Source organism: Blautia sp. RTP21359st1_E11_RTP21359_211015 (assembly GCF_040910705.1).
GTDB lineage: Bacteria > Bacillota > Clostridia > Lachnospirales > Lachnospiraceae > Blautia_A > Blautia_A fusiformis.
In genome coordinates, this window is the sequence record NZ_JBDGAB010000031.1 from 1 (window position 1) to 25,811 (window position 25,811).

A 25,811-nucleotide genomic window follows, 5' to 3' on the forward strand; every position below is an offset into this window, starting at 1 on the left:
GTATCCTCTCTGGAAGAAGCACCGCAGGGGGAGTTCCTGTTTGTGGATAAGAGAGAATCCGATAAAAAATATGCAATACCATCTGCGTTTCGCGCATACACCAGATATATGAAGGAGGAAAACTCATGAAACTTTTGAGCGTAGCAATACCATGCTATAATTCAGAGGCTTATATGTCAAAATGCATCAATTCCCTGCTGATCGGAGGAGAGGAAGTGGAGATCATCATTGTAGATGATGGCTCCAGTGACCGTACTGCCGAGATCGCAGATGATTATGCCGAGAAATATCCAACTATCGTAAAAGCCATACATCAGGAAAATGGCGGCCATGGACAGGCAGTCAACACAGGGATCAAAAACGCAACAGGACTTTATTTCAAGGTTGTGGACAGTGATGACTGGGTAAATCAGGACGCCTACTATGAGGTCCTGAAAACACTTTATGAACTGACACGTGGGGCTGAGACCGTGGATCTTCTCATCAGTAATTTCGTTTATGAGAAGCAGGGAGCTACCCGCAAAAAGATCATGCAGTACAGACACTGTTTTCCGACAAACCAGATTTTCGGATGGGATGAGGTACGCCACATGAAAAAAGGCCAGTATCTCCTTATGCATTCCATGATATACCGTACAAAACTTCTCCATGACTGTGGAATGGAGCTTCCGAAGCATACGTTCTACGTAGATAACCTGTTTGCGTTTGAGCCGCTTCCCTATGTAAAAAATCTCTATTATCTGGATGTAAATTTCTATCGATATTTTATTGGAAGAGATGATCAGTCTGTCAATGAGAAAGTGATGATCAAGCGTATCGATCAGCAGATCCGTGTAAACAAACTGATGGTGGACGCCTATCTGAAGGCTAATGTGAGCAACCGCAGACTTCGTGCTTATATGTTCAGCTATCTGGATATCATCACAACCGTTTCTTCGATCATGCTGGTAAGAGCTGCAACGCAGGAATGCCTGGATAAAAAACAGGAGCTGCAGGATTACATCAAAGACCAGAATATGGGACTGTACCGGAAGCTTCGGAGAAGTCTCTTCGGAAGGGTGTCCAATCTTCCCGGAAGAGGTGGAAGAAAGATGTTTGTGGCAGCCTATAAGATCTGTCAGAAGTTTTATGGATTTAATTAAAAAAAAGCCCCCAACGGGGCTTTTTTTTATAAATTCTGTTCCGGCTTCTTCTTACGCATATGGGATAGAGAACGCTGTTCCTCGTAATCATCCACTCTCTGTGGATAGAACAGGAGATGTCCGAACAGTGCCAGTGTGGTGCCAAGACATACATCGATCACAGAATGCTGCTTGATAAACATGGTGGACAGGATGATCAGAACAGAAAGGATCAAAGCTCCTCGCTGAAGCCATTTCCTGTCTTTTAGTGCCTGGCAGTGATGAATGGCAAAATAAACAGCCAGGGAATTAAATACATGGATACTTGGCAGGATATTGGTGGGAGTATCTGTCCGATAGATCTCAGCCACCAGTCGTGTAAAGATGTTGCTTCTGGGGAATACCGCAGGGCGGAGATACTGAACGTTCGGATAGATGTAGGAAACAACAAGGAAAACCGTCATTCCCATCATCAGGTTGAAGATCAGCTGGAAATATTCCTTTTTATTCTTATTGCGAAACAGGAAATACACAACCGTCATTACCACATATGGAAACCATAAAAGGTACGGAATAATAAAAATCTCGCAGAACGGGATCATATCATCAAAAACAGTATGTACAACATGGTAGGCTCGTACAGGCCGCTGCTCCAGATATCCAAACAGGATAAGATAGGCAACGAAATAGATCGCTATGATAAAACCGTGCCTGTATTTTTTTATTTTACTCAACATTTTGCCGCTCCTTTTCTTGAGGTATGGCTGATGTCAGCCTTAAGCTTCTTTTTTGTTAAGTATCTACCTGCTACTATAACACAGGCATTATGATTTTTAAAGGTTTCTTTTCAATGGTCACAGAAAATTCACGCTGGATTCCGCCGGATTCTCCGTCTTTATGCACAGGAAGGGAATGGGCACTTGTAATATGTACGTTCCTGCACTGTAAAATATGTACACCGCGAATGCGGGTATGTTTTCCCCAGAGAGCGCTCGGCAGGCAGAACAGCATTTTCAGCTTGGAGATTCCTTCAATAACGATCACATCCAGTAAACCATCCTCCGGACTGGCGTTTGGACAGAATTTAAAGCCTCCGCCTTCATATTTCTGGTTCATTACAGCCGCAAACCAAGTCCTGCTGAAGGTTTGTGGCTTGTTCCCGTCAAGTGTTATCGTGACCGGGGACGGAGTAAGGAAGAGAAATTGCTTCAGTGCCACCATAAGGTAGATGAGTTTACCCATATGGAGACGGTTGAGAAATTTTTTGCCAGGTGTGATCAGGACTTCCTGACAGATTGCCGCATCGTAGCCCATTCCTGCACTGATGCCGAAACGGTAGGAATGGCTGCCAAGGTGGAGAACAGGAACATCCATGAAAATGGTCCGTCTGTTCTCAAGAATAGAGCGAAGCGCTTCAAAAGGATCAAAGGGCAGGCCCATACTGCGGCAGAAATCGTTGCCGGACCCGACCGGGATAAATCCGAAAACAACCGAAGACAGATCGATGATCCCGGTAAGTACTTCATAAATAGTGCCGTCACCGCCTACTGTTACCAGAGTTACCGGATTCTCCGGTGTTCCGGCAACACTGATCCTTCGTGCCAGTACTGTGGCGTGTCCCACATATTCTGTGAGAAAATACTGATATGAGATCCCCTGACTTTCCATGATGCTGCGAAGCCGGTTCCAGACATTACGTCCCTCACCGGATCTTGAATTGGGATTCACAATAAAAGAATACATAATAAAAAACCTCCAAACAACTCTCTGCTTTATCATAACATTGACGTTCGGCTTTTACAAATTAAAATTTCTTAAGGATTTCTATATTTTACATAAACTTAACCTTTTTTCTATGTTGGATTTTACGAATGCACTTTATACTTGCACGTATCAGATGAAAAATGAAGCTGGAGGAAAATTATGATATATCTTGTGGAAGATGATGAAAGTATCCGTGAACTTGTTGTATATACATTAAACAGTCAGGGTCTGGAGGCACAGGGTTTTGAACGGCCATCACTTTTCTGGAAAGCGCTGGAAAAAGAACTGCCTTCACTGGTGCTTCTGGACATTATGCTTCCGGAGGAAGACGGACTGTCTATTTTAAAAAAAATCCGTATCCGTCCGGATGTGCGGAAACTTCCGGTGATCATGCTTACTGCAAAAGGAAGTGAGTTTGATACCGTGGTAGGTCTGGACAGCGGTGCAGATGATTACATTCCGAAGCCGTTCCGCATGATGGAACTGATCTCCAGGGTACGTGCCCTTCTTCGGAGAGCAGAGGACAATGGCGCAGAGGAGTATCGTATGGAAAATCTTTATGTATGTCCGGGAAGACATGAGGTAACTGTTGATCAGGAGCCTGTGAATCTGACACTGAAAGAATACGAGATGCTTTGTCTCCTTTTGAAAAACAGTGGTACGGTTCTTTCCAGAACACAGCTTTTAAATCAGATCTGGGGATATGAATTCGATGGGGAGAGCAGAACCGTAGATGTACATATCCGTACCCTTCGCCAGAAGCTTGGCCCGGCAGGAGATCTGGTGGAAACAGTTCGTGGAGTGGGCTATAAGATCAGTGGAAAATGTGCATGAACAGCTGCTGAGAGTAATATGAAAGTAAAGAGCATTTCGACGGAAAAAGGCTTCGGCCCTTTTCTGGACGAAGTGCTTTTTTCATGCTATAATAGTTGAACCCCGGAGCCATTAGGAAACAGGCTCCAAAGAGTAAGAGGTGAAAGAAAAAAATATGAAATCATTAGTAATTGCGGAGAAGCCATCCGTTGCCAGAGACATTGCCAGAGTCCTCCACTGCAGTCAGAAGGGGAACGGAACCCTGGAAGGAAAAGCCTATGTAGTGACCTGGGCCCTGGGACATCTGGTAACACTGGCAGATCCGGAAGAATACGATAAAAAATATACCAAATGGGAGCTTTCCACGCTTCCCATGATGCCGGAGAAAATGAAACTGGTGGTGATACGCCAGACCTCCAAGCAGTACAATGCGGTGAAAACCCAGCTTTACAGGAAGGATATCGGGGAGATCATCATTGCCACAGATGCCGGACGTGAGGGAGAACTGGTAGCAAGGTGGATCCTTGCAAAGGCAGACTGCCATAAACCTATTAAGCGTCTGTGGATCTCATCCGTAACGGACAAAGCAATCCGTGACGGCTTTGCCCACCTTAAAAACGGCCATGATTATGATGATCTTTACCGTGCGGCACAGGCCAGGGCGGAGGCGGACTGGCTGGTGGGAATGAACGGGACCAGAGCGCTGACCTGTAAATATAATGCCCAGCTTTCCTGCGGACGTGTGCAGACCCCCACCCTTGCCATGATCGCAAGAAGAGAGCAGGAAATCCGGGAATTTAAGCCGGAGGATTATTACGGGATCACTCTGCAGGCGGGAAATGTACGCTGGACCTGGCGTGACGGAAAAAGCGGAAGCCTCCGCACCTTTAAGAAGGAGCGTGCCCAGGAGATCCAGACAAAGGCAGGAAAAAGCAACCTTACCATAACAAAGGTTTCCAGAAAGCCGAAGAAGACCTATGCGCCGGGGCTTTATGACCTGACCACTCTTCAGAGAGAAGCCAATCAGAAATACGGCTTTTCTGCAAAGGAAACTCTGAATATCATGCAGAGGCTCTACGAGAACCACAAAGTCCTTACCTACCCAAGAACGGATTCCAGATATATAGGAAAAGATGTAGTTCCTACCATTAAAGAGCGTCTTCAGGCATGCGGGACAGGTCCTTATCGAAAACTTGCCGGTGCGCTGGTCAATAAACCGATCCAGATCAGTGCTGGCTTTGTGGATGACAAAAAAGTCAGTGACCATCATGCCATCATTCCTACAGAACAGTTTGTACAGCTGGATCATATGACCAACGAGGAACGGAAGATTTACGATATGGTAGTACGCCGTTTCCTGAGCGTGCTGTATCCGCCGGCTGTATATGAGCAGGTAAGCATGGAAGGAACTGCAGCAGGAGAAACTTTCGCTGCAAGCGGACGTATTATAAAAAGTGCAGGGTGGAGAGAGGTTTATGAAGGCGGCTGGCAGGATGAGGATGAAGAGGAATCCGGTGATAAGCTGAAAGACCAGAAGCTTCCGGAGCTTACGGAAGGTCAGATACTTACAGTGGAAGGAGCAGCTCTTACAGCAGGCAAAACAAAACCACCGGCCAGATTTACAGAGGCCACACTTCTTGGTGCCATGGAAAATCCGGTTCATTTTATGGAAAGCCACGACAAAAAAGCGGCAAAAACCCTTGGTGAGACCGGTGGACTTGGAACGGTAGCCACAAGAGCGGACATCATCGAGAAGCTTTTCAACAGCTTTATGATGGAAAAAAGAGGCAATGAGATCTACATTACCTCCAAGGCGAAACAGCTTCTGGAGCTGGTTCCGGAAGAACTGAAAAAGCCGGAGCTTACCGCAGACTGGGAGATGAAGCTCAGTGATATTGCAAACGGAAAGCTCCGTCAGGATAAATTCCTCACAGGGATCCGTAAATATGCTTGTGAGATCGTAGATGAGATCAAAGGCGGACAGGGAACCTTCCGCCATGACAATATGACAAACAAGAAGTGCCCTAACTGCGGCAAACATCTCCTGGCAGTCAACGGAAAGAATGCCAAAATGCTGGTGTGCGAGGACCGGGAATGCGGATACAGAGAGACAGTATCCAGGACCACCAATGCGCGCTGTCCGAAATGCCATAAGCGTATGGAGATGCTTCTGAAGGGAAAAGAAGAGACCTTTGTATGTCAGTGCGGCTATAAAGAAAAGCTTTCATCCTTCCAGGCAAGACGAGCCAAAGAGGGTGCAGGTGTGAATAAGCGTGATGTGCAGCGTTATCTTAAGAAACAGCAGAAAGAGGCCAATGAGCCGGTGAACAATGCATTTGCACAGGCGTTGTCAGGAATTAAACTGGATTAAATAAATTGCCTGTCCAGATATCCGGGGTTCGGATGAGCGGAGGACCGGATGCAGATACGTCGGTCGGAGAAATGTGTCTGGCAGAACAGGACAGCAGAAAGAGAGGAAAACGATTTGGGATTACAGGATGACAGAATGTCAGGAAATATTCAGGATATCGCAAGACTGATCACAAGACTTCTTCTTAAGGGAGATATGCCGCAGTATACACTTCCTGCAGCAGAGGCAGATTATACAGAGGCAGACCAGCTTTTTAAGAAGGTTATCGGACTTGCTGATGAGGGTGACATCAACGGAGCGGAAAATGAGCTTCTTATGAACATGGAGGAAGATGATCCGGATTATCTGGAGCTTGCCCTTACCTTTTATCTGCATCTCAATGATATGGACGTAGATTACCTGGATGATCACGATTATTCCAGGGAGGAGATCCTGGACGGGTTGAAAAGCCTGGCTGAGGACTGGGGAGTTACAGGACTGGAGGCACTTGTCTAATGCGGCGGGAGGTTACACTGGAGGAAATTTCCGACGGTCGTTTATACGAGGCAAATGACATGGTAAAGGCAGACTGTCAGGACTGTAAGGGCTGTTTTGACTGCTGTACGGGAATGGGAGATTCTGTTGTACTGGATCCGCTGGATGTATGGCGGTTAAGTCAGGGACTTCACTTAAGTGTGGACCAGCTGCTTGCCGGAAAAATAGAGCTTGGCGTCACAGACGGAAATATTCTGCCGCATCTTAGGATGACAGGGGCAGAGGAACGATGCGTATTTCTGAATGGCAACGGAAGATGCTCCATCCACAGTTTCCGTCCGGGCTTCTGCCGTTTGTTCCCGCTGGGAAGATACTATGAGGACGGTGGTTTTAAATACATCCTTCAGATCCACGAGTGCAAAAAGACCAGCCGCAGTAAGATCAAGGTCCGGAAATGGGTAGATACTCCGGATTTTCGAAATTACGAAAAATTTGTCTGTGACTGGCATTATTTTCTTCTGGATGTCCAGTCGGTTCTCTATGAGAGCGAGGACAGTGATCTGATCCGAAACCTGAACATGTATGTGGTAAACCAGTTTTACAGGAAGCCTTATGATGAGAAGCGGGATTTTTATGAGCAGTTTTATGAGAGACTTGCGGCGGGAAAAGAACTCCTGAGCCTTGGAGTGTGAAACAGACCAGGCAGCGAGGTGTCTGAGCTTACCTGCCTGAAAGTCTCTCGCGCGGAGGAAAGAAAGGATTTTTTGACATATGAACTTAAATCAGCTCACATATTTTGTGACTCTTGCCCAGATCGAAAATTATACCAGAGCAGCCAAGCGGTTGGATATAACCCAGCCAAGTCTGAGCCATGCGATCTCCAACCTTGAAAAGGAACTGCAGGTTCCACTTTTTGAGCGTCACGGAAGAAATGTGACCATGACCAAATACGGGGAAATGTTTCTGAAATATGTGCAGGACTCCTTACATATCCTGAATCTTGGTGTGGAGAGGATACAGGAAGCGGCAAGGATTCCGGGAGGAAGTATTTCCATCGGGTATATCCATACCCAGGGACGCAGATTTATCCCGGAGCTTGTCCGGGGCTTCCTTAATGAACAGGAGGGGAAGAAGATTGATTTCCGTTTTCAGAATGCAGCTACCGGAAGTCTGATCCGGGGTCTGAAAGAAGAGAAATTCGACGTGATCTTCTGTTCCCGGGCAGAGGGTGAGAAGGAGATCAGCTTTGTGCCGGTGTCAGAAGAAAAGCTGGTGGCTGTAGTGCCTGAGAACCATGCTCTTGCAGACCGAAATTCAGTGACCATAAAAGAGCTGGGGCAGTATCCGCAGGTGACCTTTACCCCTGCAAGCGGACTGTATTTTGTGATCCGGGAGCTTTTCGAAAAGGAAGGACTTTCACCGGAGACGGCCTTTGAGGTAGAAGAGGATGGTGCACTGGCAGGTATGGTGGCGGAGGAATTTGGTGTAGGCATTGTGCCGGATGTACCGGTGATCCATACACTTCCTGTGAAAATCTTAAATATTGAGAATCTGCACTGCCGTCGTTACATATACATGGGAATGATGAAAAACCGGTATCCAAGTGCGCTTGTGGAGCAGTTCCGGGATTATATATACAAGCATTACCGGATCTATGAAGTGATACAGTAGAATCTTGGTGATAAAATTTCTGTAAAAAATCTCTGCTTCTATAATAGGGCGGAGATTTTTTTGACACAGATCCTGGCGTGAATACTATAGCAATTCCATAAATTACTGCAAACAATCCAGTCCATCATAGCGTGAAGTCCTGCGTCAGATATCTTTGCCGTGCCTAAAAATTATAAAAATAATCTATAGATCACATGCGTAAATTCAATGAAAATTTGGGTTGAGATAAAAATGACCAGTTGGTATAATAAGGACAGATACTTGATTTAAAGTGATAAAGTGATGACGGAAATCCGTAATAAAATGAACGAAGTAAAGGAGATATTATGAACCAGTTAGAAGTATTAAGAGAAAGCCTTGGACAGTGCGATGAGATCATCCTGGACGCACTCCTTATGAGAAACAGGATCGTAGAGGACATCATGGTATACAAGGAAGCTAACGATCTTCCGGTACTTCAGCCGGAACAGGAGGCGAAGCAGAAAGGATGGCTGGAAGCCAGAATGGAAGGCAGACGTCATAAGAAAGAGGTCAATGATGTTTTTGCAAGCATCACACAGAACAGTAAAAGGATCCAGTCCAGAAATCTTTTCAATTATAATATCTTCCTGATCGGATTTATGGGAGCTGGTAAATCTACGATCTCCGATTATCTGAAGAATGTTCTTGCCATGGATGTTGTGGAGATGGATCAGTGTATCGTGGAGAGACAGGGAATGAGCATTTCCGATATCTTTGAGACTTACGGTGAAGAGTATTTCCGTGAGCTCGAGACAAATCTTCTGATCGAGATGCAGTCCAGATCGAATGTTGTAGTATCCTGTGGCGGTGGTGTTCCGATGCGGGAGCGCAATGTTACCGAGATGAAAAAAAATGGCCGTGTTGTACTTCTGACTGCAAAGCCGGAAACTATTCTGGAACGTGTAAAGGATAATCATGACCGTCCTTTACTTGAGAACAACAAAAATGTTTCATTTATCGCTGATCTGTTGGAAAAACGTCGCGCGAAATATGAGGCAGCAGCAGATATAGTTGTTGAGACAGACGGAAAGAGTGAGCTTGAGATCTGCGAGGAGCTGATCCACAGACTTCGTGAGGCAGAGGCAAATAAATAACTGCTGATCATAAAACAGAATAGTTTTACATATAAAAGGGACAGCTGTCCGATAAACCGTACAGAAACAGAACGGAGATCGGACAGCTGTCCTTTATGATATAAAAGATCCGGACCATATATTTGCAGATGAACAGATCGTTTAATTGGTCTTATAAAAAATCTCCCTCGAGGTTTCCTCGATCACAAATTTCTTAAAGGCTTCCACGACCGGCGGATGGTATACATCCTTCAGCATGGCCATGTAGAAATTCCGCTGCCAGCTTGGAGAGACAAGGGGCAGGATCTTAAGGTTCAGAGAGTGCAGGATCGGGATATCCGGTGCAATGCAGATGCCGAAATCATTGGCAACAAACCCTGCGGCAACCTGATCCTCATCGATCTCAAAAGCCACATCCGGGTACTGACCAATGCTCTTAAATAACTGGTCAATGATCTGGCGGAGACCGCTTCTCTTCTTGAAGATGATCTGCTTGTATGGAAGCGTTTCCTCCAGATGGATCTCGGATTTCTCAGCAAGAGGATGTTCCGGCGGAACGATGACGACCAGATCCTGCTTGGCAACCGGAATAAATTCGATCAGTGGTTCGTCGTCAAATTTGGAACAGAAGCCGATATCGTATTTCTTCTCTTTCAGTCCGGTGAGGATATCGCCGGTAAGAACCTTATCACAGAACAGATTGAAATGGATCTGTTTTCCCTTATTGGCATTAAGAAAGCTGCGGATGATCTTTGGCATAAAGTCAACACCCAGAGTTCTGAGAAAAGCCACATCGATCTGTCCTTCTCCCTTTCCTGCAAGCTGGAGACCGTTTACGGAGGAATCCAGCCGGTTCAGGGTTTGTTCCACATCCTCCAGAAAAGACTTGCCATATTTGGTGAGAGAAACATTCCGTCCGTTTTTTTCAAATAATTTCACTCCAAGCTCTTCCTCCAGAGAAGAGATCGCGTGACTTAGGCTGGGCTGTGTGATGGCCAGAACATCCGCAGCTTTTGTATAATGTTCCAGATGAGCCAGTGTCACGAAATAGCGAAGATGATACAGATTCATTTTTTAATACTCCTTTCGTAAGTTTATCTGAATGTTTTACTTCGAACAGATCCCCGGTAAGTCTGACAGACATAAGAGATTTGCCGGGCCGTATGCAGTGACGGCGGCAATACGGCTGAATATGTTTTATATAGTATAACATGATATATTGATAAAATCTATGGATTCTCCTGGTACAATCAATTTGTTTTGTATTTAACAAAGTTATATAATGCTTATAGAAAAAAGATACAAAATAATTTAAAAAAAACAAATAAAATTATTTAAATTTTCAGGAGGAATTATCATGTCAAAAGAATTTCCAATCACAATCAGTTCCTGGACAATGGGAGATCAGTGCAAATTTGAGGACCGTGTAAAAGCTGCCAAAGAGGCTGGCTATGAGGGAATCGGCCTGAGAGCAGAAACCTACGTAGATGCCCTGAATGAGGGACTTTTCGACGAGGATATCCTGGCAATCCTGGATAAATATGACATGAAGGTAACAGAGGTTGAGTACATCGTGCAGTGGGCAGAGGAGCATCGTTCCTATGAGCAGAAATACAAAGAACAGCTCTGCTTCCATATGTGTGAATTATTTAACGTAAAACAGATCAACTGCGGACTGATGGAGAACTATTCCGTAGAGTACACAGCACAGAAGCTTCGTGAGCTTTGCCACAGAGCAGGCAAATACATCATCGGTGTTGAGCCAATGCCATACAGCGGAATCCCGGATGTGAAAAAGGGCTGGGCTGTTGTAAAAGCTGCTGACTGCGAGAATGCGAAACTGATCCTTGATACATGGCACTGGGTAAGAGCAAACCAGCCGATCGAGCTTTCCGTACTTGAGGGAATCCCGGCAGACAAGATCGTATCCATCCAGATCAACGATGTATGGGAAAGACCATATGCAACAACGATCTTAAGAGATGAGTCCATGCATGACCGTCTTGCTCCTGGAACAGGAATCGGAACAACAGTACCGTTCGTAAAAATGATCAAAGAAAAAGGCATCAGACCAAATGCCATCGGCGTAGAGGTTATCAGCGATGCAAACCTTGAAAAAGGTATCGAGTATGCTGCAAAACATACATATGAGAACACAAAGAAGGTACTGGAAGAGGCTTGGCCGGAAGTACTGTAATTAATATAAGAAACTAATATTTCAGACGGGCCCCTGTTTCCGACGTCATACCGGTGACAGGGCGTTACCGTGAAAGAAACAAAAAGATTGTTTCAAAGGAAAGGAGAACGCATATGAAATTCAATGCGATGTTTCAGCCGATCGAGATCGGTCCTATGACAGTAAAGAATCGTTTTGTTGTTCCGCCAATGGGAAATAACTTTGCAAACACAGACGGAACAATGAGTGAGCAGTCCGCTGCATATTACAGAGAAAGAGCAAAAGGCGGATTTGGTCTGATCACCATCGAGGCTACTGTAGTTCACAAGGGCGCAAAGGGCGGCCCGCGTAAACCATGTCTTTATGACGACTCTACGATCGAGAGCTTCCGCAAGGTTATCGACGGATGTCATGCAGAAGGAGCAAAGGTGTCCATCCAGCTTCAGAACGCAGGTCCGGAAGGAAATGCAAAGAACGCAGGAGCACCGATCACAGCAGCAACCAGTATCCCGTCAGTGTGCGGCCGTGATATTCCGAAGCAGCTTACAACTGAGGAAGTTTATGAGCTGATCAAAGGCTACGGTGAGGCAGCAAGAAGAGCAATGGAAGCAGGAGCAGATGCTGTTGAGATCCATATGGCACACGGTTATCTGGTAAGTACCTTCCTTTCTCCGAGAACAAACAAGAGAGTGGATGAGTTTGGCGGATGCTTTGAGAACCGTATGCGTTTCTCCCGTCTGATCATCGAGGAAGTTAAAAAAGCAACACAGGGAAAAATTGCAGTTCTTGCAAGAATCAACTGTGCAGACGAGGTTCCGGGCGGACTTGATGTCCACGACAGTGCAGCGATCGCAGCATATCTGGAAAGCTGCGGACTGGACGGACTCCATGTATCCCGTGCCGTTCATATCAAGGATGAGTTTATGTGGGCACCGACTGTTATCCACGGTGGATTCTCTGCAGCAGAGGTTGAGGAGATCAAACGTGCGGTAAATATTCCGGTGATCACAGTTGGACGTTATACAGAGCCACAGTTCGCAGAGCTGATGGTAAAAGAAGGAAGAGCAGACCTTGTAGCATTCGGACGTCAGAGCCTTGCAGATCCGGCTATGCCGAAGAAAGCACAGGAAGAGCGTCTTGAGGATATGACTCCTTGTATCGCCTGTCTTCAGGGCTGTGTTGCAAACATGTATGCAGGAAATCCGGTATGCTGTCTGACAAACCCATTCCTGGGTCATGAGGCAGAGCCGCTTGAGAAAGCGGAAGAGCCGAAGAAGGTTATGGTTATCGGTGGCGGTGTTGCAGGACTTTCCGCTGCATTTATCGCAAAAGAGAGAGGACATGAGGTAACGCTTTATGAGGCAGGAGATGTTCTCGGCGGAAACATGAGACTTGCTGCATATCCGCCGGGAAAAGGTGACATCACAAACATGATCCGTAGCTACATCCATCGCTGCCAGAAGGATGGCGTTAAGATCGTGATGAACTGTGAGGTAACTCCGGAGCTTATCAAAGAAGAGAAGCCGGACAGCGTGATCATTGCCACCGGTTCCAAGACTCTGATCCTTCCGATCGAGGGAATCGACAATCCGGCTATCATCCACGGCTCTGACCTTCTGGATGGCAAGAGAGCAGCAGGCAAAAAGGTTCTCGTTGTCGGCGGTGGAATGGTTGGATGCGAGACAGCTGCATTTTTAGGCGAGCAGGAGCATGATGTAACTGTTATCGAGTTCCGTGATACCGTAGGTGCAGACGTGATCCACGAGCACAGAGTATATCTGATGAAGGATTTCGAGGACTACGGAATCAAGGAGATCACCGGAGCAAAGGTATGCAAATTCTATGAAGACGGGGTAGAATATGAGACCGCTGACGGAGTACGTCACGAGTCAAGAGGATATGATTCTGTGATCCTTTCCATGGGATTCCGCAACTACAATCCTCTGGAAGAGAAGATCAAAGACCTTGTACCTGAGACACATGTGATCGGAGATGCTATCCGTGCAAGACGTGCACTGGATGCAACAAAAGAGGCTTATGAGGTAGCTTCCAGGATCTGATCTGCCAATCTATCCAATAAACCGGACAGTACAAAAATTAAAAAGATGACCTGTCAGACACCGGAGAAAATATATCCGGTGTCTGACAGGGGAAAATGCAGGAGGTAAAAAGAAATGGAACAGAGAATTAAAGGAACAACTGGTTTACTTGCACTGATCGGAAGCCCTGTAGGACATTCCGGATCCCCGGCTATGTACAACTTCAGCTTCCAGTACCATAACCTGGACTATGCTTACATGGCATTTGATATCAAAGAGGATCAGGTTCCGGCAGCTCTTGATGCAATGCGTCTGTTCAAAATGAGAGGCTGCAATGTAACCATGCCTTGCAAGAACAAAGTAGCTCAGTGTGTAGACGAGCTTTCACCGGCAGCAAAGATCATCGGTGCTGTAAACACCATCGTAAATGAGGATGGAAAACTTGTTGGACATATCACAGACGGTATCGGATTTGTCCGCAACCTGAAAGAGCACGGTGTTGATGTAAAGGGCAAAAAGATGGTAGTCCTCGGAGCAGGCGGAGCAGCTACAGCTCTGACTGTACAGTGTGCCCTTGACGGAGCAGCATCCATCGCGATCTTCAACCCTGACGATCCATTCCTTGACAGAGCAAAAGGAACTGCTGAGAAGCTTGCAAAAGAAGTACCGGACTGCAAAGTAAGCGTATATTGCCTTGACGATCAGGATAAACTGAGAGAAGAGATCGCAAACGCAGATATCCTCGCGAACGGAACACTTGCAGGAATGAAACCACATGATGACATCACACTGGTTGATAAATCCATGTTCCATAAGGATCTTGTTGTTGCTGACTGCGTATACAATCCGGCCGAGACAAAGATGGTAAAAGAAGCAAAAGAAGCAGGCGTGAAGCTTGCGGTAGGCGGAAAAGGAATGCTTCTGTGGCAGGGTGCAGCATCTTACAAGCTTTACACAGGTCTTGAGATGCCGACAGATGAGTACCAGAAATTCCAGGCTGAGAACGAAGGGAAATAAGAAAAATGAGCCAGACAGGTAAGAAAAATTTAGTGATTACTTCTATCGCACTGTATTTTACATATTTCATCCATGGAATCGGAGCTTCCATCATGGGTCAGTACAAGCCGGAGCTTGCGGCTCACTGGGGAGCAAAGGCTTTAAGTGATGGAACTATGGATGTCAGCATGGTAGTATCTGTAATTGCCGCACTTGGACTTGGAAGACTGATCTCTCTTCCGTTTTCCGGTCCCCTGTCCGACAAATTCGGACGCAGATTAAGCGGAATCATCGGCGTGATCTGTTATGCAGCATACTTTATGGGAATCGCATTTGCTCCGTCTATGGGAGTTGCCTACGCCTTTGCCATTGTAGGCGGTATCGCAAACTCCTTCCTGGACACCTGCGTAAGCCCGACATGTATGGAGATTTATGTAAACAATCCTTCTGTAGCGAACCTGTTTACAAAATTCTCCATGTGTATCAGCCAGTTTCTGCTTCCTTTCCTCATCGGATTTGTAGCAGCGGCGAATATGTCCTACAGAACCATTTTTATTGTTGCAGGTGCTGCGATCTTTATCGATGGAATCCTGATTCTGTTCCTGCCATTCCCGGAGAGAAATACAGCAGGTACAGTAAAGAAAGAAAAAGCAAAATTAAAGATCACTCCTGCAGCTCTTGCAGCAATCCTCATCGGATTTACAAGCTCTTCTACATTCATGCTGTGGCTGAACTGTAACCAGGAGCTCGGAAAGCTTTATAACTTAAGTGATCCTTCCAAAATCCAGTCATTCTATGCAGTAGGAACCTTTGCAGCAATCCTGTGTTCCTCTGTATTTATCAAAAAAGGACTGAAGGAGATCAATATCCTGATCATTTATCCACTGATCTCTTTCATCATGCTGGGACTTTGCTACTTTATCCAGAATCCGACAATCTGTCTTATCGGTGGATTTGTGATCGGTTTTGCAGGCGCAGGCGGTGTGCTTCAGCTGGCTGTTTCCACAACTGCGGAGTTCTTCCCGGAAAACAAGGGAACTGCAACATCCATGGTCATGATCGCATCCAGCGTTGCGAACTACACCATTCTGACACTGGCCGGCTACATTACAAAGACTGCCGGAACCAGTGCTCCGAGAATGATCCTGCTTCTCAATATGGCAGTGACATTCATAGGAATCCTTCTTGCACTGTTCGTTAAGATGAACCGTGGAAAAGAGGCTTGACTGAATCAAGGAAATCCCTTGGGGTGAATATCCGTTTGACTACAGTAAAAAAAGTGAATCATTGTATGGATACAGACAAAGATGACTGAATCTGTGCAAAACAAAGTTCCAATTCGGGAACAATTCCCGGATTGGACTTTACCGTTTTTGAAAATGTTTGTTAATTAACAAACTTACAAAATAAAAGATACTATATATGTATTATCAAAAAAAACGACAAAGGAGAATCGTTATGGCACGTGCAGCAAGACAGCGAAGAGAAAACGAACTGCCCTACATTCCGTTTGGGCCATTTCAGATTCGTTTTCCGTTTATTCACTATAAAATTGAGTCCGTAGAGTTTATCCAGGGCCTGATCCTCGGGGTTACGGCACTGGCGGCGGTTCCTTATCTGGAACAATATCTGGGATTGCCTTATGAGCTGGCATGGAGCTGTGTGATCATAGAGACCATGCTGTATATGCTACACAGCTTACTTGGTGATCCGGTTGTACCGGGATGGATCACACCGACCCTTCCGCTGACGATCGTATTCCTGGAAGGCTTCCCTATGGGAAAAGAACGTATCCAGGCAATGATCGCCCTGCAGATGCTGGTTGGTCTCGTGTTCATATTTATGGGCATCACCAAGCTTGCGGATAAATTTGTCCATGCAGTACCAAATTCTGTTAAGGGTGGTATCCTTCTTGCTGCGCCGGTGACGGTTATGGCAGGACAGCTGGGAGAGGGCGGCAACATGCATAAGTATCCGCTGGCGATCGTTGCCGGTGTAGGCCTTCTGATCCTGATCAGCTTTTCAGATAAATATCAGGAGAAGAGAAAGAACAACAAATTCCTGGATCTTGTTGCCAGGTATGGAAACCTTTTCCCGTATCTGATCGCCATGGTGGTAGGTCTTCTTGTAGGAGAACTGGATGCGCCTGGTTTGGAGCTGGGAACCTTTATCAAGATCCCACAGTTCAAAGAGATCATCTCACAGGTAAGTATCTTTGGTGTGGGAATCCCGCCGGTCTCCATGTTTGTCAAAGCGCTTCCTCTGGCACTTGTATGCTATGTTATCGCATTTGGTGATTTTGTTACCACAGAGACACTGGTTACAGAGGCACGCCAGTCCAGAGATGATGAGTACATTGATTTCAATTCCAGCCGCTCCAACCTGGTCAGCGGCATCAGGAACCTGATCCTTTCCGTCATTGCCCCGTTCCCGCCGCTTTCCGGTCCGTTATGGGTTGGAATGACAGTATCTGTTTCCATTCGTTACAAAGAGGGAAAGAAAGCTATGAAGTCTCTGATCGGCGGTATGGCATCCTTCCGTATTGCAACGTTTTTAAGTGTGCTGATCATTCCGGTTGTAAGCTTCTTCCGTCCGATCTTCGGAGTCGGTTCCTCCATTACTCTGATGTTCCAGGCCTTTGTCTGTGCAAGGATCGGTATGGATTACTGCAGAACAGACCGTGACAAGATGATCGCAGGTGTTATGGCAGCTGTGCTTGCAACCCAGGGAACTGCATGGGCATCCGCATGGGCCCTGGCTTTAGGCTTCGGTCTGAATATCTTCCTTTCAAACTGGGATCCCAGAAAGAAAGAGGAGAATGCCATCGAGGATAAAAATTGATCAGAGGAAGAACAAAGATATAAAAAACAGAAAAAGAAGAAGTGTGCTGGATGGGTCAGCACACTTCTTCTTTTTGTCATGAGATTTGTTGTTTTTAATTATTATTTTAATAGATTTGCTATTATGGGATTAAAATTGCAAAAATTTGTTACATCAATTGGGTTTAAAAACTGGTTTATAATTCGCGTTCTGTTACAAAAATCTACCGTAGATCCTTTTTATGGGAGGTTACAGGATCATAGGCTTTTGTGGATAATGTCAAGAACCTGTGCAAGCTCGTTGACATTGATCTGTCCCGGTGCGGAAGCTTTGGTAGCTGCACCGAAGGTAAGGGCGGAACCGAAGGTTTCGCCAGCGAGACGGCTGACAACACCTGTACCTGCCATGGACATGGTAATGATCGGGCGGTCGGCGAACTGCTCGGACATTTCCAGCGTGGCACTTAAGAGTGTAAGCACGTCCTGTTTGTTTCTTGGCATAACAGCCATTTTCGGGATATCTGCGCCATAGTCCTGCATCATGCGAAGACGGCGCACGATCTCATCTTTCTCAGGAGTTGCGTCAAAATCATGGTTGGAAGCGATGACCTTTACGCCATAGCTGTGTGCTTCCTGGATCATGCTTTTTACGATCTCCTCACCTGTGAAGGCTTCTACATCAATGAGATCTACATAGCCGCTTTTTGCGACAGCCATGTTGAGTGCTTTGTAAGCTTCGTTGGAGATCGCTTTTTCTCCGCCTTCTTTTGCAGTACGGAAGGTGAAGAGAATCGGAGTGTCCTTTAAAACGGTCTGGAGATCTTTTGCCACATCCAGAACCTTGTCTGTGTCAAAAACGTCCTCAAACCAGTCAACACGCCATTCCACAACGTCTACGGGGATCCTTGCGAAGGTCCCTGCCTCAAGGAGGATATCATCCTTTGTCTGTCCCACGATCGGGACACAGATCTTCGGTCTTCCCTCTCCGAGTGTGATATTTCTTACCTGAACTGTTTTCATAATGGTCCTTTCTGATACGACAGGAACAGATAGCAGTTTAGTCGTCGTATCTGATGTTAAGAATCTCTTTCATATGTTCGATCGGCATCGGTTCGCCGGTCCACAGTTCAAATGCAGCGGAGCCCTGGAAAAGCATCATGCCAAGGCCGTTCATTGTCTTGCAGCCAACTTCCTTTGCCATAGAACGCATAGCAGTTTCAAGAGGGGAGTAAGGCACGTCAACAACGATAAGCTCCGGGCGGAAGTAAGACTTGTCCGGAACAACGGACTGACCTTCCAGTGGTTTCATTCCAACACCTGTCGCATTTACGAAAATATAACTGTCAGCCATTTCTTTTTTCAGCTGGTCAAGATCTGCCAGATCATAGAGAACAGCATGGCTTGAAGTTCTGGTGTTGATCTTTTCTACCGTAGATACTGCACGGCCCCAGAATTCATCTTTGCGGTTGAAGATCACGATCTCGCCTACACCGTCAAGTGCTGCCTGGATCTCGATAGCAGTTGCGGCACCACCTGCACCTACGATGGTCATTTTCTTTCCGATAGCGTCGATGTTATTGTCTTTCAGTGCTGCCATAAATCCGATACCGTCTGTGATATGGCCTGTAAGATGACCATGATCATTAACGATGGTGTTTACAGCGCCGCACATTTCTGCTGCCGGTGAAAGCTCGTCAAGGTACTGGCCTACCAGAGTTTTGTTCGGCATGGAAACGTTGGAACCTCTCATTTTCAGAGTACGGATTGCTTTTACAGCATCCTCGATCTCGTCTGCACCAACCTCAAATGCAAGATATGCATAATCATAGCCAAGCTTTGCAAAAGCTTCATTCTGCATGGCAGGAGAGCTGGAGTGGCGGATCGGATATGCCATAAGACCAATCAGTTCGGTATGTCCTGTGATTCTTTCTGACATGGTAATAACTCCTCTCATTGGTAAAATCTGGATGAAGATTTGTCTTTTTTAAACCTCCCACCACATAGATCTGAAGAAGTTGCGGACATTCTCCGGACGGCTGCGGGGGAGGAAGACGTGGAAAATCTATGTTACGGATCACCGAGTGAACTGTAACAGATCTATATACACTTTCCGGGAGAAGGATTGAAATGTTCCCAGAAAGGGTATAGCGGAAAAATATTAAAGGTATCCCTTCTGCTCAAGAACGGTAAGGACATTGCGTCCTTCCTGGGTACCGTCAATGATTCGTCTTGCTCTCTGGCTGTCGCCGATGTTTATGATCTCAACATCCTCAGAAGAAAATTCCTCTGTGAGGTTCTGGTAAAGCTGTCCCTGAGCTCTCATTCCGAGACATACGAAGCCGTACTCAAATGGAAGCTCATAAGGCTCACCGTCGCCCCTGACAAGGAAGGAAGAATCCTTAACCTCAAGGAGAGCAGTTTTTGTAAGCTGATGTACATTGTGTTTTTTCATCATGGTCTTTGTGTCATTTTTGCTTACCGGGTCAAGATCACGTCCGATCTGATCCATCATCTCAACGATAGAGATGTCTGCGTTTCTGTCAGCAAAGAATTCCACAACATCAAGACCTACAGCACCGCCGCCTACAACTACAACCTTTTTGCCTTCCAGATCCTTCGGAAAATCATTAATGTGGCTGATCATACCAAGAATAGAATAAATATTATGGTTCTCGTTGTCAATACGATCCTTCAGTCCTGCGATCGGAGGCAGAAGCGGAGCGGAGCCGGTGGAGCTTACGATGATATTCGGATGGAACTTGCGGATGTTTTCCGGTGTTCCTTCTGTGTTTTTGAAGATGTAAAGATTATCAAGCTGTTCTGCACGATGCATGAGATAGTGCGGGAAATCAGCAAGACGGTTCTTTGCAGGGATCTTTGAGATCAGAGATGCAAGTCCGCCAAGCTCATTGCTTTTTTCCAGAAGGAAGGTATTGCATCCAACCTCTGCGGTTGTACAGGCAGCTTCCAGTCCGGCAGTGCCACCGCCGATAACGACCACGTTGCAGTTTTTATTTACATGTTTTTTCTTATATACATCGCCCTCAAGAACCGATGGGTTTACAGTACAGCGGATCGGACGGTTTACACCGATACGGTTTCCGGCACAGCCAACGTTACAGGAGATACATTTGCGGAGGTCACACTCATGACCTGTGGCAACCTTGTTTACCCATGCAGGGTCTGCGATCAGACCACGGCCCATACCGATCAGGTCTGCATCACCGTCAGCCAGGATACGCTCAGCAACCTTCGGGTCACGGACATTACCCATGGAGATACATGGCTTGTTGAATTTTTCTCTTACGGCCTTTGCCATGTAGGAACGCCATCCGTCCGGGAGATAATTTGCATCGATCTGGTACTGGATGGAACCGTTAAGTCCGCAGGAAACATCGAAGATATCAACCTCTTCCTGAAGATAATCCAGGTATTCCAGAGTATCCTCCAGTGTATTTCCGCCTTCCATCAGCTCATCCGCACTGAGACGGAGCATGATCGGGAAGAAAGGTCCTACCTGTTTCCTTACCTCATCGATGACCATACGGCAGAAACGGGTACGGTTCTCAACAGATCCGCCGAACTCATCGGTACGCTTGTTTGTGATCGGGGAGAGGAACTGACTGATCAGATAGGAGTGTCCTGCATGGATCTCTACCGCGTCAAAGCCAGCTGTCTGTGCACGTTTTGCAGCCTCACCGTATTTTTTTACGATGTGAAGGATCTCGTCTTTGGAAAGAGGACGCGGGATCTCGCCGCCTTCTTTGGATGGAACGTCAGATGCGGAAACCGGCTGCATGTTGGTCCTGGAAGAAACAGCGGAAGCTCCGGCATGGTTGATCTGGATCGCAATCTTTGTTCCGTATCTATGAATATTTTCACAGAATTTGAAAAGACGTGGCAGATAGTTGTCATGATCGATGCGCAGCTGTGTGGTTCCGTTGGAGCCCTGCGGGGAATCGATGCTTGCGTTCTCTACGATGATGAGACCTGTGCCACCCTTTGCACGCTGCTCATAATAATTGATATGAAGAAAACTCATTTCGCCGTTCTGTTCACCGTAGTTGGTGCCCATCGGCATCATAACAATACGGTTCTTGATAGTCATATTTTTAACGGTTAATGGGGAAAAAATATGCGGATAATCATTCTTCATCTGAAAAAAACCTCCCTGGTTATTTTAAATAGAATCGTTTGTTTGTGTTAATTATATAACAGAATAATCTATAAAACTAATTCATAATACGAGCGATATAATAAAAATAATCTATAGATTTTTGCATATCATCTTTCAGGCTGCAGGTACTTGCATGTTTATAATGTGAAAAAAACAGATGTAGAAGGGTAACTGGTTACTGAGAACGGAGTGAACGGTAACGCTAACTGGAAAATGGTATCGGATCCAGGGGTTTACATATATGATTTTAACGTGTTATCATAACAAATAAAAAAGATACAGAAAACGGAGAAACGGGCAGGCTGAAACGGATCAAATGTAAGACTGTATTTCCGCGTTCTGTAAAAAGACAGGAGATAGATAAAATGGAATTCTGGGATATTTACGATGCAGATAAGAAACCGACAGGACGAACTATGAAGCGCAATGACTGGTGTTTAAAGGATGGAGAGTATCATCTGACAGTTTTGGGCGTGGTAGCAAGACCGGACAAGACCTTTCTTATTACCAAACGTGTGATGACAAAGGCCTGGGCTCCGGGCTGGTGGGAGGTTTCCGGCGGTGCAGCCCAGGCAGGAGAGGCTTCCCGTGATGCAGTACTCCGTGAGGTGAAAGAGGAGACCGGACTGGACGCCAGTGAGGCAGAGGGCGGATACCTTTTTACATATAAAAGAGAGAATCCTGGGGAAGGAGATAATTACTTTGTGGATGTGTACCGTTTTGTCATGGATGTGGAGGATAAGGATCTGAAGCTTCAGATGGAAGAGACAGACGGATATATGTTTGCAACCCTGGAGCAGATCCGGGCGTTTGCCGCAGAGGGAAAATTCCTACATTATGACAGTATTAAGAAGGTGTTTGAGTTTTGAGCAGATTCCTGACTGGTTTTCCGCGAGGATTTGAAAATAAATGTTGTTTTTTGTGGATTTCTATTTTTAAAAACGTTGTTTTTTGACTTGTTTTCGAAGAATTGTCTTGACATTAAAATTGGTAAATAGTAAAATTAAATCAGATGAACTGCCAGACTGTTTTTTGACCATGAGCAGGTAGCAGAGCGGATTTCAAAGATCTGCCTGACTTTAGGAAGCTGTAAGCCGGATGAATGAAATCCGGCTTATAAAATTATCCAATATTATCAGATCGAGAATAATATAAAATTTTGAAAGCGAGGAATCATCAATGGCGGATGAACATAGAGATCAGATCAGAATCGTACAGGAAACCGTAGCCGGTAAGGAGATCACATTTGCCCATATCATGGGTGGTCCGGCACCAATCATATATCAGAAGCTTGGACTGAATCCGCAGGTGGACTATGGATCATCTGCAATTGGTATCATGAACATGACACCTTCCGAGTCTGCTGTGATCGCATCCGATATTGCTGTGAAGAGCGGTAATGTGTATCTTGGATTTGCAGACCGTTTTACAGGAACACTGATCATAACAGGAGAGATTTCCGATGTGCAGACTGCAATGGAGGAGATCGTGGATTATTTCCGTGATACTCTGGGATATGTAGTATGCAATATCACCAAGAGATAAGGAAGTGTACCATGGAAGAACGGATAACAAAGGAAGAACTGCTGGAGAGGCTGTTTCATGATGATTATGAGAACCTTAAGGGAAGAAGACTTCGGCTGACCCGGGTGAGAGTACCTGGAAAGGAGCTTTCCTTTGCACATGTTTTTACACCAAATGACAGATCGATATATGAGAATCTTGCGTTACATATCGGTGTTCATGAAGGTGAAGATCACAGAGGAGATGCCATCGGCATAGTCCGTGTCACACCCTGGGAGGCAATCGTGGTTGCGGCAGATGTTGCAGTGAAGGCAGCTCATGTGGAAGTAGGATTTATGGATCGTTTCTGTGGGACGCTGATCCTGACAGGCGGTTTTACGGAAGTGATGACAGCTGTGGAGGAAGTGGTACGATTTTTCCATGAGACATTGAAATTCGATGTTTGTAAGATCCACAGAAGCTGAGGCAGGACGGGATAAAAAATGAAAAAAATTTTTCTGATGGGTCGAAGTGAAGCCGGCAAAACATCCCTGACACAGGCGCTTAAAGGGGAAGAGCTTCATTATCATAAGACTCAGTATACCAATACAAATGAAGATACTATTGATTCACCGGGAGAATATGCGGAATCCAAGCATTTCAGCGTAGGACTGGCCTGCTTTTCCTTTGAGGCGGATGTGATCGCCATTGTACAGGCAGCCAATGAGCCCTTTAACCTGTTTAGTGACGGCAGCAGGAATTTTCTACTACGGCCGCTGATCGGGATCATCACCAAGGTGGATTCTCCCCATGCCAACATTCCCATGGTCAGACAGTGGATGGAGAACATGGGTTGTGAACGGATCTTCATGGTAAATAACAAGACCAGGGAAGGCATCAGTGAGCTGATGGATTATCTGCAGGATGATCTCCCGAAGCTTACGCTTGAACAGGCGAAATTCAAGCAGAGCCTTGGCCTTAACGAATGGGATTCCATGCCGGAAGGGGTGGAGTATCCGGAATCCATACGGTAAAATAGTAATATTCACGAAAAATGAATAAAAATACAAAATTCAAACAGAAAAAGTAGAAATTCCTCCGGAACTGTGATATACTGTCATTGTTTGGAAGATTCGTGGGCTGAAATGTAAGATCCCCAGAGCATGAAGGATAAAGAGGATAGAAACGGGGCTCGCAGATATATGGCAGAAGAGCTGTATGTCGGGAACACCGGGTATCCGTATCTGCCTTCATGTTCCGGGGATTTTTTATATTCTATACACAGATTTTCCGAATGGATGCAAAAGACAAAAAATAAGAAGGACAGGAGAGGAAAAGATGTTTGAATTATTTGAAAATCTGACCAACTGGCTCTGGGGACTGCCGTTGCTGATCACGATCCTCGCTACAGGCGTATATCTGACAGTACGTTCCGGTTTCTTCCAGTTCCGCCATTTTGGTTGCATTGTGAAAAACATGTTCAGTAAAGAACGTCGCCAGGAAGGCGGAGATGACGGAAAGAGCCTGACACCGTTCCAGGCTATTTCCATTGCGATCGGAGGTACTGTTGGTGTATCCAATATGTCCGGTGTTGCAACGGCTATTGCAACAGGAGGACCTGGGGCATTATTTTGGCTCTGGATCGCAGCGCTTCTTGCCATGGTCATCAAGATGGCAGAGGTAACACTTGCTGTATACTACAGAGAGAAACAGCCAAACGGTGAGTACCAAGGAGGCCCGACCTACTACATGCAGAAGGGTCTTGGCGGAGAGAAAAAGCTTCCCTTCTGGAAACTTTTTGCAGTACTGTTCGGCGGCTGTATTTTCATGACATGGTTCATTACTTTGCAGAATTATACAGTATCAGAGGCTGTCGGAAGTACCTTCCACCTGCCGTACATCGTACCGTCACTTTTGTATGTGGCAGCGATCTATCTGATCATCATCGGCGGTGTAAAGAAAGTCGGCGTGATCTCTTCCTATATGACACCGATCATGTGCATGCTTTACATTGTAGGCTCTCTCGCAATACTGGTAGTGAATTTTGACAAGCTGCCGGAAACCTTTGGACTGATCTTCAAGGGTGCATTTACAACACAGGCGGCAGTCGGCGGATTTATGGGAGCCGGTGTTGCAACAGCAATGCGTCTTGGCTTTGCCCGTTCCGTATACAGCAACGAGGCAGGCTGGGGAACATCTCCTATGATCCATGCTTCTGCAAAGACAGACCATCCTGTAAAACAGGGACTGATGGGAGCATTTGAGGTATTTGCAGACACCATCGTAGTCTGCTCCATGACAGGTCTTGTTGTTATCATCACCGGCTACTGGAATTCAGGACTTCAGGGATCAGAGCTGACACTGACAGCATTTGAGTCTGGAATGGGCTCCATTGCGAGAGCACTGATCGCAATCAGTATTTTTCTTTTTGGATTAACAACATCAACCGGATGGTTCACCTACTACAGCGTGATCCTGAAGCACTGGCTGAAAAATAATCAGAAGGTTCTGAAGATCGCAGAGAAGGTTTTTATCCTTGGAACACCATTATGGGGTCTTCTGGTCACAGTGCTTACTCTTTACGGAAACGGAACACCGGCGCAGCTGTGGGTAATTGCAGACTTTACAACCGTATTCCCTACATTTGTAAATGTTGCCACATTATTTATCTTAAGTGGTACTTTCTTTAAACTGCTGAAGGATTACAAGGCGCGTTACATGGGAATCGGAAAGGTAGACAAGGATATGGCACTTTTCTACGAGGATAAAAAAGAAAAAGAGGAAAAATAAACA

General features: G+C 45.9%; 24 protein-coding genes. 18 read left to right on the forward strand and 6 right to left on the reverse strand.

Annotation, left to right across the window (positions count from 1 at the left end; all coding sequences use genetic code 11):
- Nucleotides 1–125: 125 nt before the first annotated feature.
- On the forward strand, nt 126–1,142 hold the full coding sequence (locus tag AB5026_RS11535; protein WP_114002018.1) for a glycosyltransferase: 1,017 nt from the start codon (nt 126–128) through the stop codon (nt 1,140–1,142).
- A 26-nt stretch (nt 1,143–1,168) separates the two neighbouring features.
- On the opposite strand, the gene AB5026_RS11540 is transcribed toward AB5026_RS11535, so the two are convergent.
- Together AB5026_RS11540 and AB5026_RS11545 are read right to left on the reverse strand one after the other, a co-directional pair.
- Nucleotides 1,169–1,858: a phosphatase PAP2 family protein gene (locus tag AB5026_RS11540; protein ID WP_237971362.1), complete on the reverse strand. Its 690-nt coding sequence runs from the start codon at nt 1,856–1,858 to the stop codon at nt 1,169–1,171.
- Between the two features lie 73 nt (nt 1,859–1,931).
- Nucleotides 1,932–2,864 (reverse strand): diacylglycerol kinase family protein, encoded by a 933-nt coding sequence (locus AB5026_RS11545; RefSeq protein ID WP_368213357.1) that lies wholly within the window; start codon nt 2,862–2,864, stop codon nt 1,932–1,934.
- Between the two features lie 180 nt (nt 2,865–3,044).
- Between AB5026_RS11545 and AB5026_RS11550 the strand changes: the two genes are divergently transcribed.
- The 6 genes from AB5026_RS11550 (at nt 3,045) to AB5026_RS11575 (ending at nt 9,329) form a co-directional block, all read left to right on the forward strand.
- Nucleotides 3,045–3,719, forward strand: coding sequence for a response regulator transcription factor (locus AB5026_RS11550; RefSeq protein WP_118752572.1), 675 nt, complete (start codon nt 3,045–3,047; stop codon nt 3,717–3,719).
- 154 nt (nt 3,720–3,873) lie between these two features.
- Nucleotides 3,874–6,069 (forward strand): DNA topoisomerase 3, encoded by a 2,196-nt coding sequence (locus tag AB5026_RS11555; protein ID WP_368213358.1) that lies wholly within the window; start codon nt 3,874–3,876, stop codon nt 6,067–6,069.
- 48 nt (nt 6,070–6,117) lie between these two features.
- Nucleotides 6,118–6,564 (forward strand): DUF6483 family protein, encoded by a 447-nt coding sequence (locus AB5026_RS11560; RefSeq protein WP_015527020.1) that lies wholly within the window; start codon nt 6,118–6,120, stop codon nt 6,562–6,564.
- The gene (locus AB5026_RS11565; protein WP_118752570.1) at nt 6,564–7,235 is read left to right on the forward strand and encodes a YkgJ family cysteine cluster protein; all 672 of its coding nucleotides are present in this window, start codon (nt 6,564–6,566) and stop codon (nt 7,233–7,235) included. Before AB5026_RS11560 ends, AB5026_RS11565 begins: the two co-directional genes overlap by 1 nt.
- 79 nt (nt 7,236–7,314) lie before the next feature.
- Nucleotides 7,315–8,214, forward strand: coding sequence for a LysR family transcriptional regulator (locus AB5026_RS11570; RefSeq protein ID WP_015527022.1), 900 nt, complete (start codon nt 7,315–7,317; stop codon nt 8,212–8,214).
- A 326-nt stretch (nt 8,215–8,540) separates the two neighbouring features.
- Nucleotides 8,541–9,329, forward strand: coding sequence for a shikimate kinase (locus tag AB5026_RS11575; RefSeq protein ID WP_021652296.1), 789 nt, complete (start codon nt 8,541–8,543; stop codon nt 9,327–9,329).
- Between the two features lie 141 nt (nt 9,330–9,470).
- Here AB5026_RS11575 and AB5026_RS11580 read toward each other — a convergent pair whose 3' ends face one another.
- Nucleotides 9,471–10,379 (reverse strand): LysR family transcriptional regulator, encoded by a 909-nt coding sequence (locus tag AB5026_RS11580; protein WP_021652297.1) that lies wholly within the window; start codon nt 10,377–10,379, stop codon nt 9,471–9,473.
- A gap of 286 nt (nt 10,380–10,665) precedes the next feature.
- Between AB5026_RS11580 and AB5026_RS11585 the strand changes: the two genes are divergently transcribed.
- From AB5026_RS11585 to AB5026_RS11605, 5 genes are all read left to right on the forward strand, one after another.
- A complete protein-coding gene (locus tag AB5026_RS11585; RefSeq protein ID WP_147603350.1) occupies nt 10,666–11,505 on the forward strand; it encodes a sugar phosphate isomerase/epimerase in 840 nt (279 codons plus the stop codon).
- A gap of 113 nt (nt 11,506–11,618) precedes the next feature.
- A complete protein-coding gene (locus AB5026_RS11590) occupies nt 11,619–13,544 on the forward strand; it encodes an FAD-dependent oxidoreductase (RefSeq protein ID WP_015527026.1) in 1,926 nt (641 codons plus the stop codon).
- A 114-nt stretch (nt 13,545–13,658) separates the two neighbouring features.
- Nucleotides 13,659–14,540: a shikimate dehydrogenase gene (gene aroE / locus AB5026_RS11595; protein WP_015527027.1), complete on the forward strand. Its 882-nt coding sequence runs from the start codon at nt 13,659–13,661 to the stop codon at nt 14,538–14,540.
- A gap of 5 nt (nt 14,541–14,545) precedes the next feature.
- Nucleotides 14,546–15,745: an MFS transporter gene (locus tag AB5026_RS11600; protein WP_021652301.1), complete on the forward strand. Its 1,200-nt coding sequence runs from the start codon at nt 14,546–14,548 to the stop codon at nt 15,743–15,745.
- A gap of 232 nt (nt 15,746–15,977) precedes the next feature.
- Nucleotides 15,978–17,360, forward strand: coding sequence for a hypothetical protein (locus tag AB5026_RS11605; RefSeq protein ID WP_368213361.1), 1,383 nt, complete (start codon nt 15,978–15,980; stop codon nt 17,358–17,360).
- A 236-nt stretch (nt 17,361–17,596) separates the two neighbouring features.
- Here AB5026_RS11605 and aroD read toward each other — a convergent pair whose 3' ends face one another.
- From aroD to AB5026_RS11620, 3 genes are all read right to left on the reverse strand, one after another.
- Complete coding sequence (gene aroD, locus AB5026_RS11610) at nt 17,597–18,358, reverse strand: type I 3-dehydroquinate dehydratase (protein ID WP_015527030.1); 762 nt, start codon at nt 18,356–18,358, stop codon at nt 17,597–17,599.
- A 37-nt stretch (nt 18,359–18,395) separates the two neighbouring features.
- Nucleotides 18,396–19,274: a shikimate dehydrogenase gene (locus tag AB5026_RS11615; protein WP_161208694.1), complete on the reverse strand. Its 879-nt coding sequence runs from the start codon at nt 19,272–19,274 to the stop codon at nt 18,396–18,398.
- A 222-nt stretch (nt 19,275–19,496) separates the two neighbouring features.
- Nucleotides 19,497–21,494 carry an FAD-dependent oxidoreductase gene (locus tag AB5026_RS11620; RefSeq protein WP_368213362.1) on the reverse strand — a complete coding sequence of 666 codons (1,998 nt, stop codon included), beginning with the start codon at nt 21,492–21,494 and terminating at the stop codon, nt 19,497–19,499.
- A gap of 386 nt (nt 21,495–21,880) precedes the next feature.
- On the opposite strand from AB5026_RS11620, the gene AB5026_RS11625 reads away from it, so the two are divergent.
- The 6 genes from AB5026_RS11625 (at nt 21,881) to AB5026_RS11650 (ending at nt 25,808) form a co-directional block, all read left to right on the forward strand.
- On the forward strand, nt 21,881–22,384 hold the full coding sequence (locus AB5026_RS11625; protein WP_059086843.1) for an NUDIX domain-containing protein: 504 nt from the start codon (nt 21,881–21,883) through the stop codon (nt 22,382–22,384).
- Between the two features lie 310 nt (nt 22,385–22,694).
- On the forward strand, nt 22,695–23,060 hold the full coding sequence (locus AB5026_RS11630) for a BMC domain-containing protein (RefSeq protein WP_015527035.1): 366 nt from the start codon (nt 22,695–22,697) through the stop codon (nt 23,058–23,060).
- 11 nt (nt 23,061–23,071) lie between these two features.
- Complete coding sequence (locus tag AB5026_RS11635; RefSeq protein ID WP_265191207.1) at nt 23,072–23,503, forward strand: BMC domain-containing protein; 432 nt, start codon at nt 23,072–23,074, stop codon at nt 23,501–23,503.
- Between the two features lie 18 nt (nt 23,504–23,521).
- Complete coding sequence (locus AB5026_RS11640) at nt 23,522–24,052, forward strand: EutP/PduV family microcompartment system protein (protein WP_021652307.1); 531 nt, start codon at nt 23,522–23,524, stop codon at nt 24,050–24,052.
- A 129-nt stretch (nt 24,053–24,181) separates the two neighbouring features.
- Nucleotides 24,182–24,364 (forward strand): hypothetical protein, encoded by a 183-nt coding sequence (locus AB5026_RS11645; RefSeq protein WP_015527038.1) that lies wholly within the window; start codon nt 24,182–24,184, stop codon nt 24,362–24,364.
- The gene (locus AB5026_RS11650; RefSeq protein ID WP_265191208.1) at nt 24,357–25,808 is read left to right on the forward strand and encodes a sodium:alanine symporter family protein; all 1,452 of its coding nucleotides are present in this window, start codon (nt 24,357–24,359) and stop codon (nt 25,806–25,808) included. The genes AB5026_RS11645 and AB5026_RS11650 overlap by 8 nt, the downstream gene beginning before the upstream one ends.
- The last annotated feature ends 3 nt before the right edge of the window (nt 25,809–25,811 follow it).

What these genes read in the sequence shown, in the direction of transcription:
- AB5026_RS11535 (WP_114002018.1), top strand. Translation starts at nt 126, where the DNA reads ATGAAACTTTTGAGCGTAGCAATACCATGCTATAATTCAGAGGCTTAT.
- AB5026_RS11540 (WP_237971362.1), bottom strand. Translation starts at nt 1,858, where the DNA reads ATGTTGAGTAAAATAAAAAAATACAGGCACGGTTTTATCATAGCGATC.
- AB5026_RS11545 (WP_368213357.1), bottom strand. Translation starts at nt 2,864, where the DNA reads ATGTATTCTTTTATTGTGAATCCCAATTCAAGATCCGGTGAGGGACGT.
- AB5026_RS11550 (WP_118752572.1), top strand. Translation starts at nt 3,045, where the DNA reads ATGATATATCTTGTGGAAGATGATGAAAGTATCCGTGAACTTGTTGTA.
- AB5026_RS11555 (WP_368213358.1), top strand. Translation starts at nt 3,874, where the DNA reads ATGAAATCATTAGTAATTGCGGAGAAGCCATCCGTTGCCAGAGACATT.
- AB5026_RS11560 (WP_015527020.1), top strand. Translation starts at nt 6,118, where the DNA reads ATGCAGATACGTCGGTCGGAGAAATGTGTCTGGCAGAACAGGACAGCA.
- AB5026_RS11565 (WP_118752570.1), top strand. Translation starts at nt 6,564, where the DNA reads ATGCGGCGGGAGGTTACACTGGAGGAAATTTCCGACGGTCGTTTATAC.
- AB5026_RS11570 (WP_015527022.1), top strand. Translation starts at nt 7,315, where the DNA reads ATGAACTTAAATCAGCTCACATATTTTGTGACTCTTGCCCAGATCGAA.
- AB5026_RS11575 (WP_021652296.1), top strand. Translation starts at nt 8,541, where the DNA reads ATGAACCAGTTAGAAGTATTAAGAGAAAGCCTTGGACAGTGCGATGAG.
- AB5026_RS11580 (WP_021652297.1), bottom strand. Translation starts at nt 10,379, where the DNA reads ATGAATCTGTATCATCTTCGCTATTTCGTGACACTGGCTCATCTGGAA.
- AB5026_RS11585 (WP_147603350.1), top strand. Translation starts at nt 10,666, where the DNA reads ATGTCAAAAGAATTTCCAATCACAATCAGTTCCTGGACAATGGGAGAT.
- AB5026_RS11590 (WP_015527026.1), top strand. Translation starts at nt 11,619, where the DNA reads ATGAAATTCAATGCGATGTTTCAGCCGATCGAGATCGGTCCTATGACA.
- aroE (WP_015527027.1), top strand. Translation starts at nt 13,659, where the DNA reads ATGGAACAGAGAATTAAAGGAACAACTGGTTTACTTGCACTGATCGGA.
- AB5026_RS11600 (WP_021652301.1), top strand. Translation starts at nt 14,546, where the DNA reads ATGAGCCAGACAGGTAAGAAAAATTTAGTGATTACTTCTATCGCACTG.
- AB5026_RS11605 (WP_368213361.1), top strand. Translation starts at nt 15,978, where the DNA reads ATGGCACGTGCAGCAAGACAGCGAAGAGAAAACGAACTGCCCTACATT.
- aroD (WP_015527030.1), bottom strand. Translation starts at nt 18,358, where the DNA reads ATGAAAACAGTTCAGGTAAGAAATATCACACTCGGAGAGGGAAGACCG.
- AB5026_RS11615 (WP_161208694.1), bottom strand. Translation starts at nt 19,274, where the DNA reads ATGTCAGAAAGAATCACAGGACATACCGAACTGATTGGTCTTATGGCA.
- AB5026_RS11620 (WP_368213362.1), bottom strand. Translation starts at nt 21,494, where the DNA reads ATGAAGAATGATTATCCGCATATTTTTTCCCCATTAACCGTTAAAAAT.
- AB5026_RS11625 (WP_059086843.1), top strand. Translation starts at nt 21,881, where the DNA reads ATGGAATTCTGGGATATTTACGATGCAGATAAGAAACCGACAGGACGA.
- AB5026_RS11630 (WP_015527035.1), top strand. Translation starts at nt 22,695, where the DNA reads ATGGCGGATGAACATAGAGATCAGATCAGAATCGTACAGGAAACCGTA.
- AB5026_RS11635 (WP_265191207.1), top strand. Translation starts at nt 23,072, where the DNA reads ATGGAAGAACGGATAACAAAGGAAGAACTGCTGGAGAGGCTGTTTCAT.
- AB5026_RS11640 (WP_021652307.1), top strand. Translation starts at nt 23,522, where the DNA reads ATGAAAAAAATTTTTCTGATGGGTCGAAGTGAAGCCGGCAAAACATCC.
- AB5026_RS11645 (WP_015527038.1), top strand. Translation starts at nt 24,182, where the DNA reads ATGAAGGATAAAGAGGATAGAAACGGGGCTCGCAGATATATGGCAGAA.
- AB5026_RS11650 (WP_265191208.1), top strand. Translation starts at nt 24,357, where the DNA reads ATGTTTGAATTATTTGAAAATCTGACCAACTGGCTCTGGGGACTGCCG.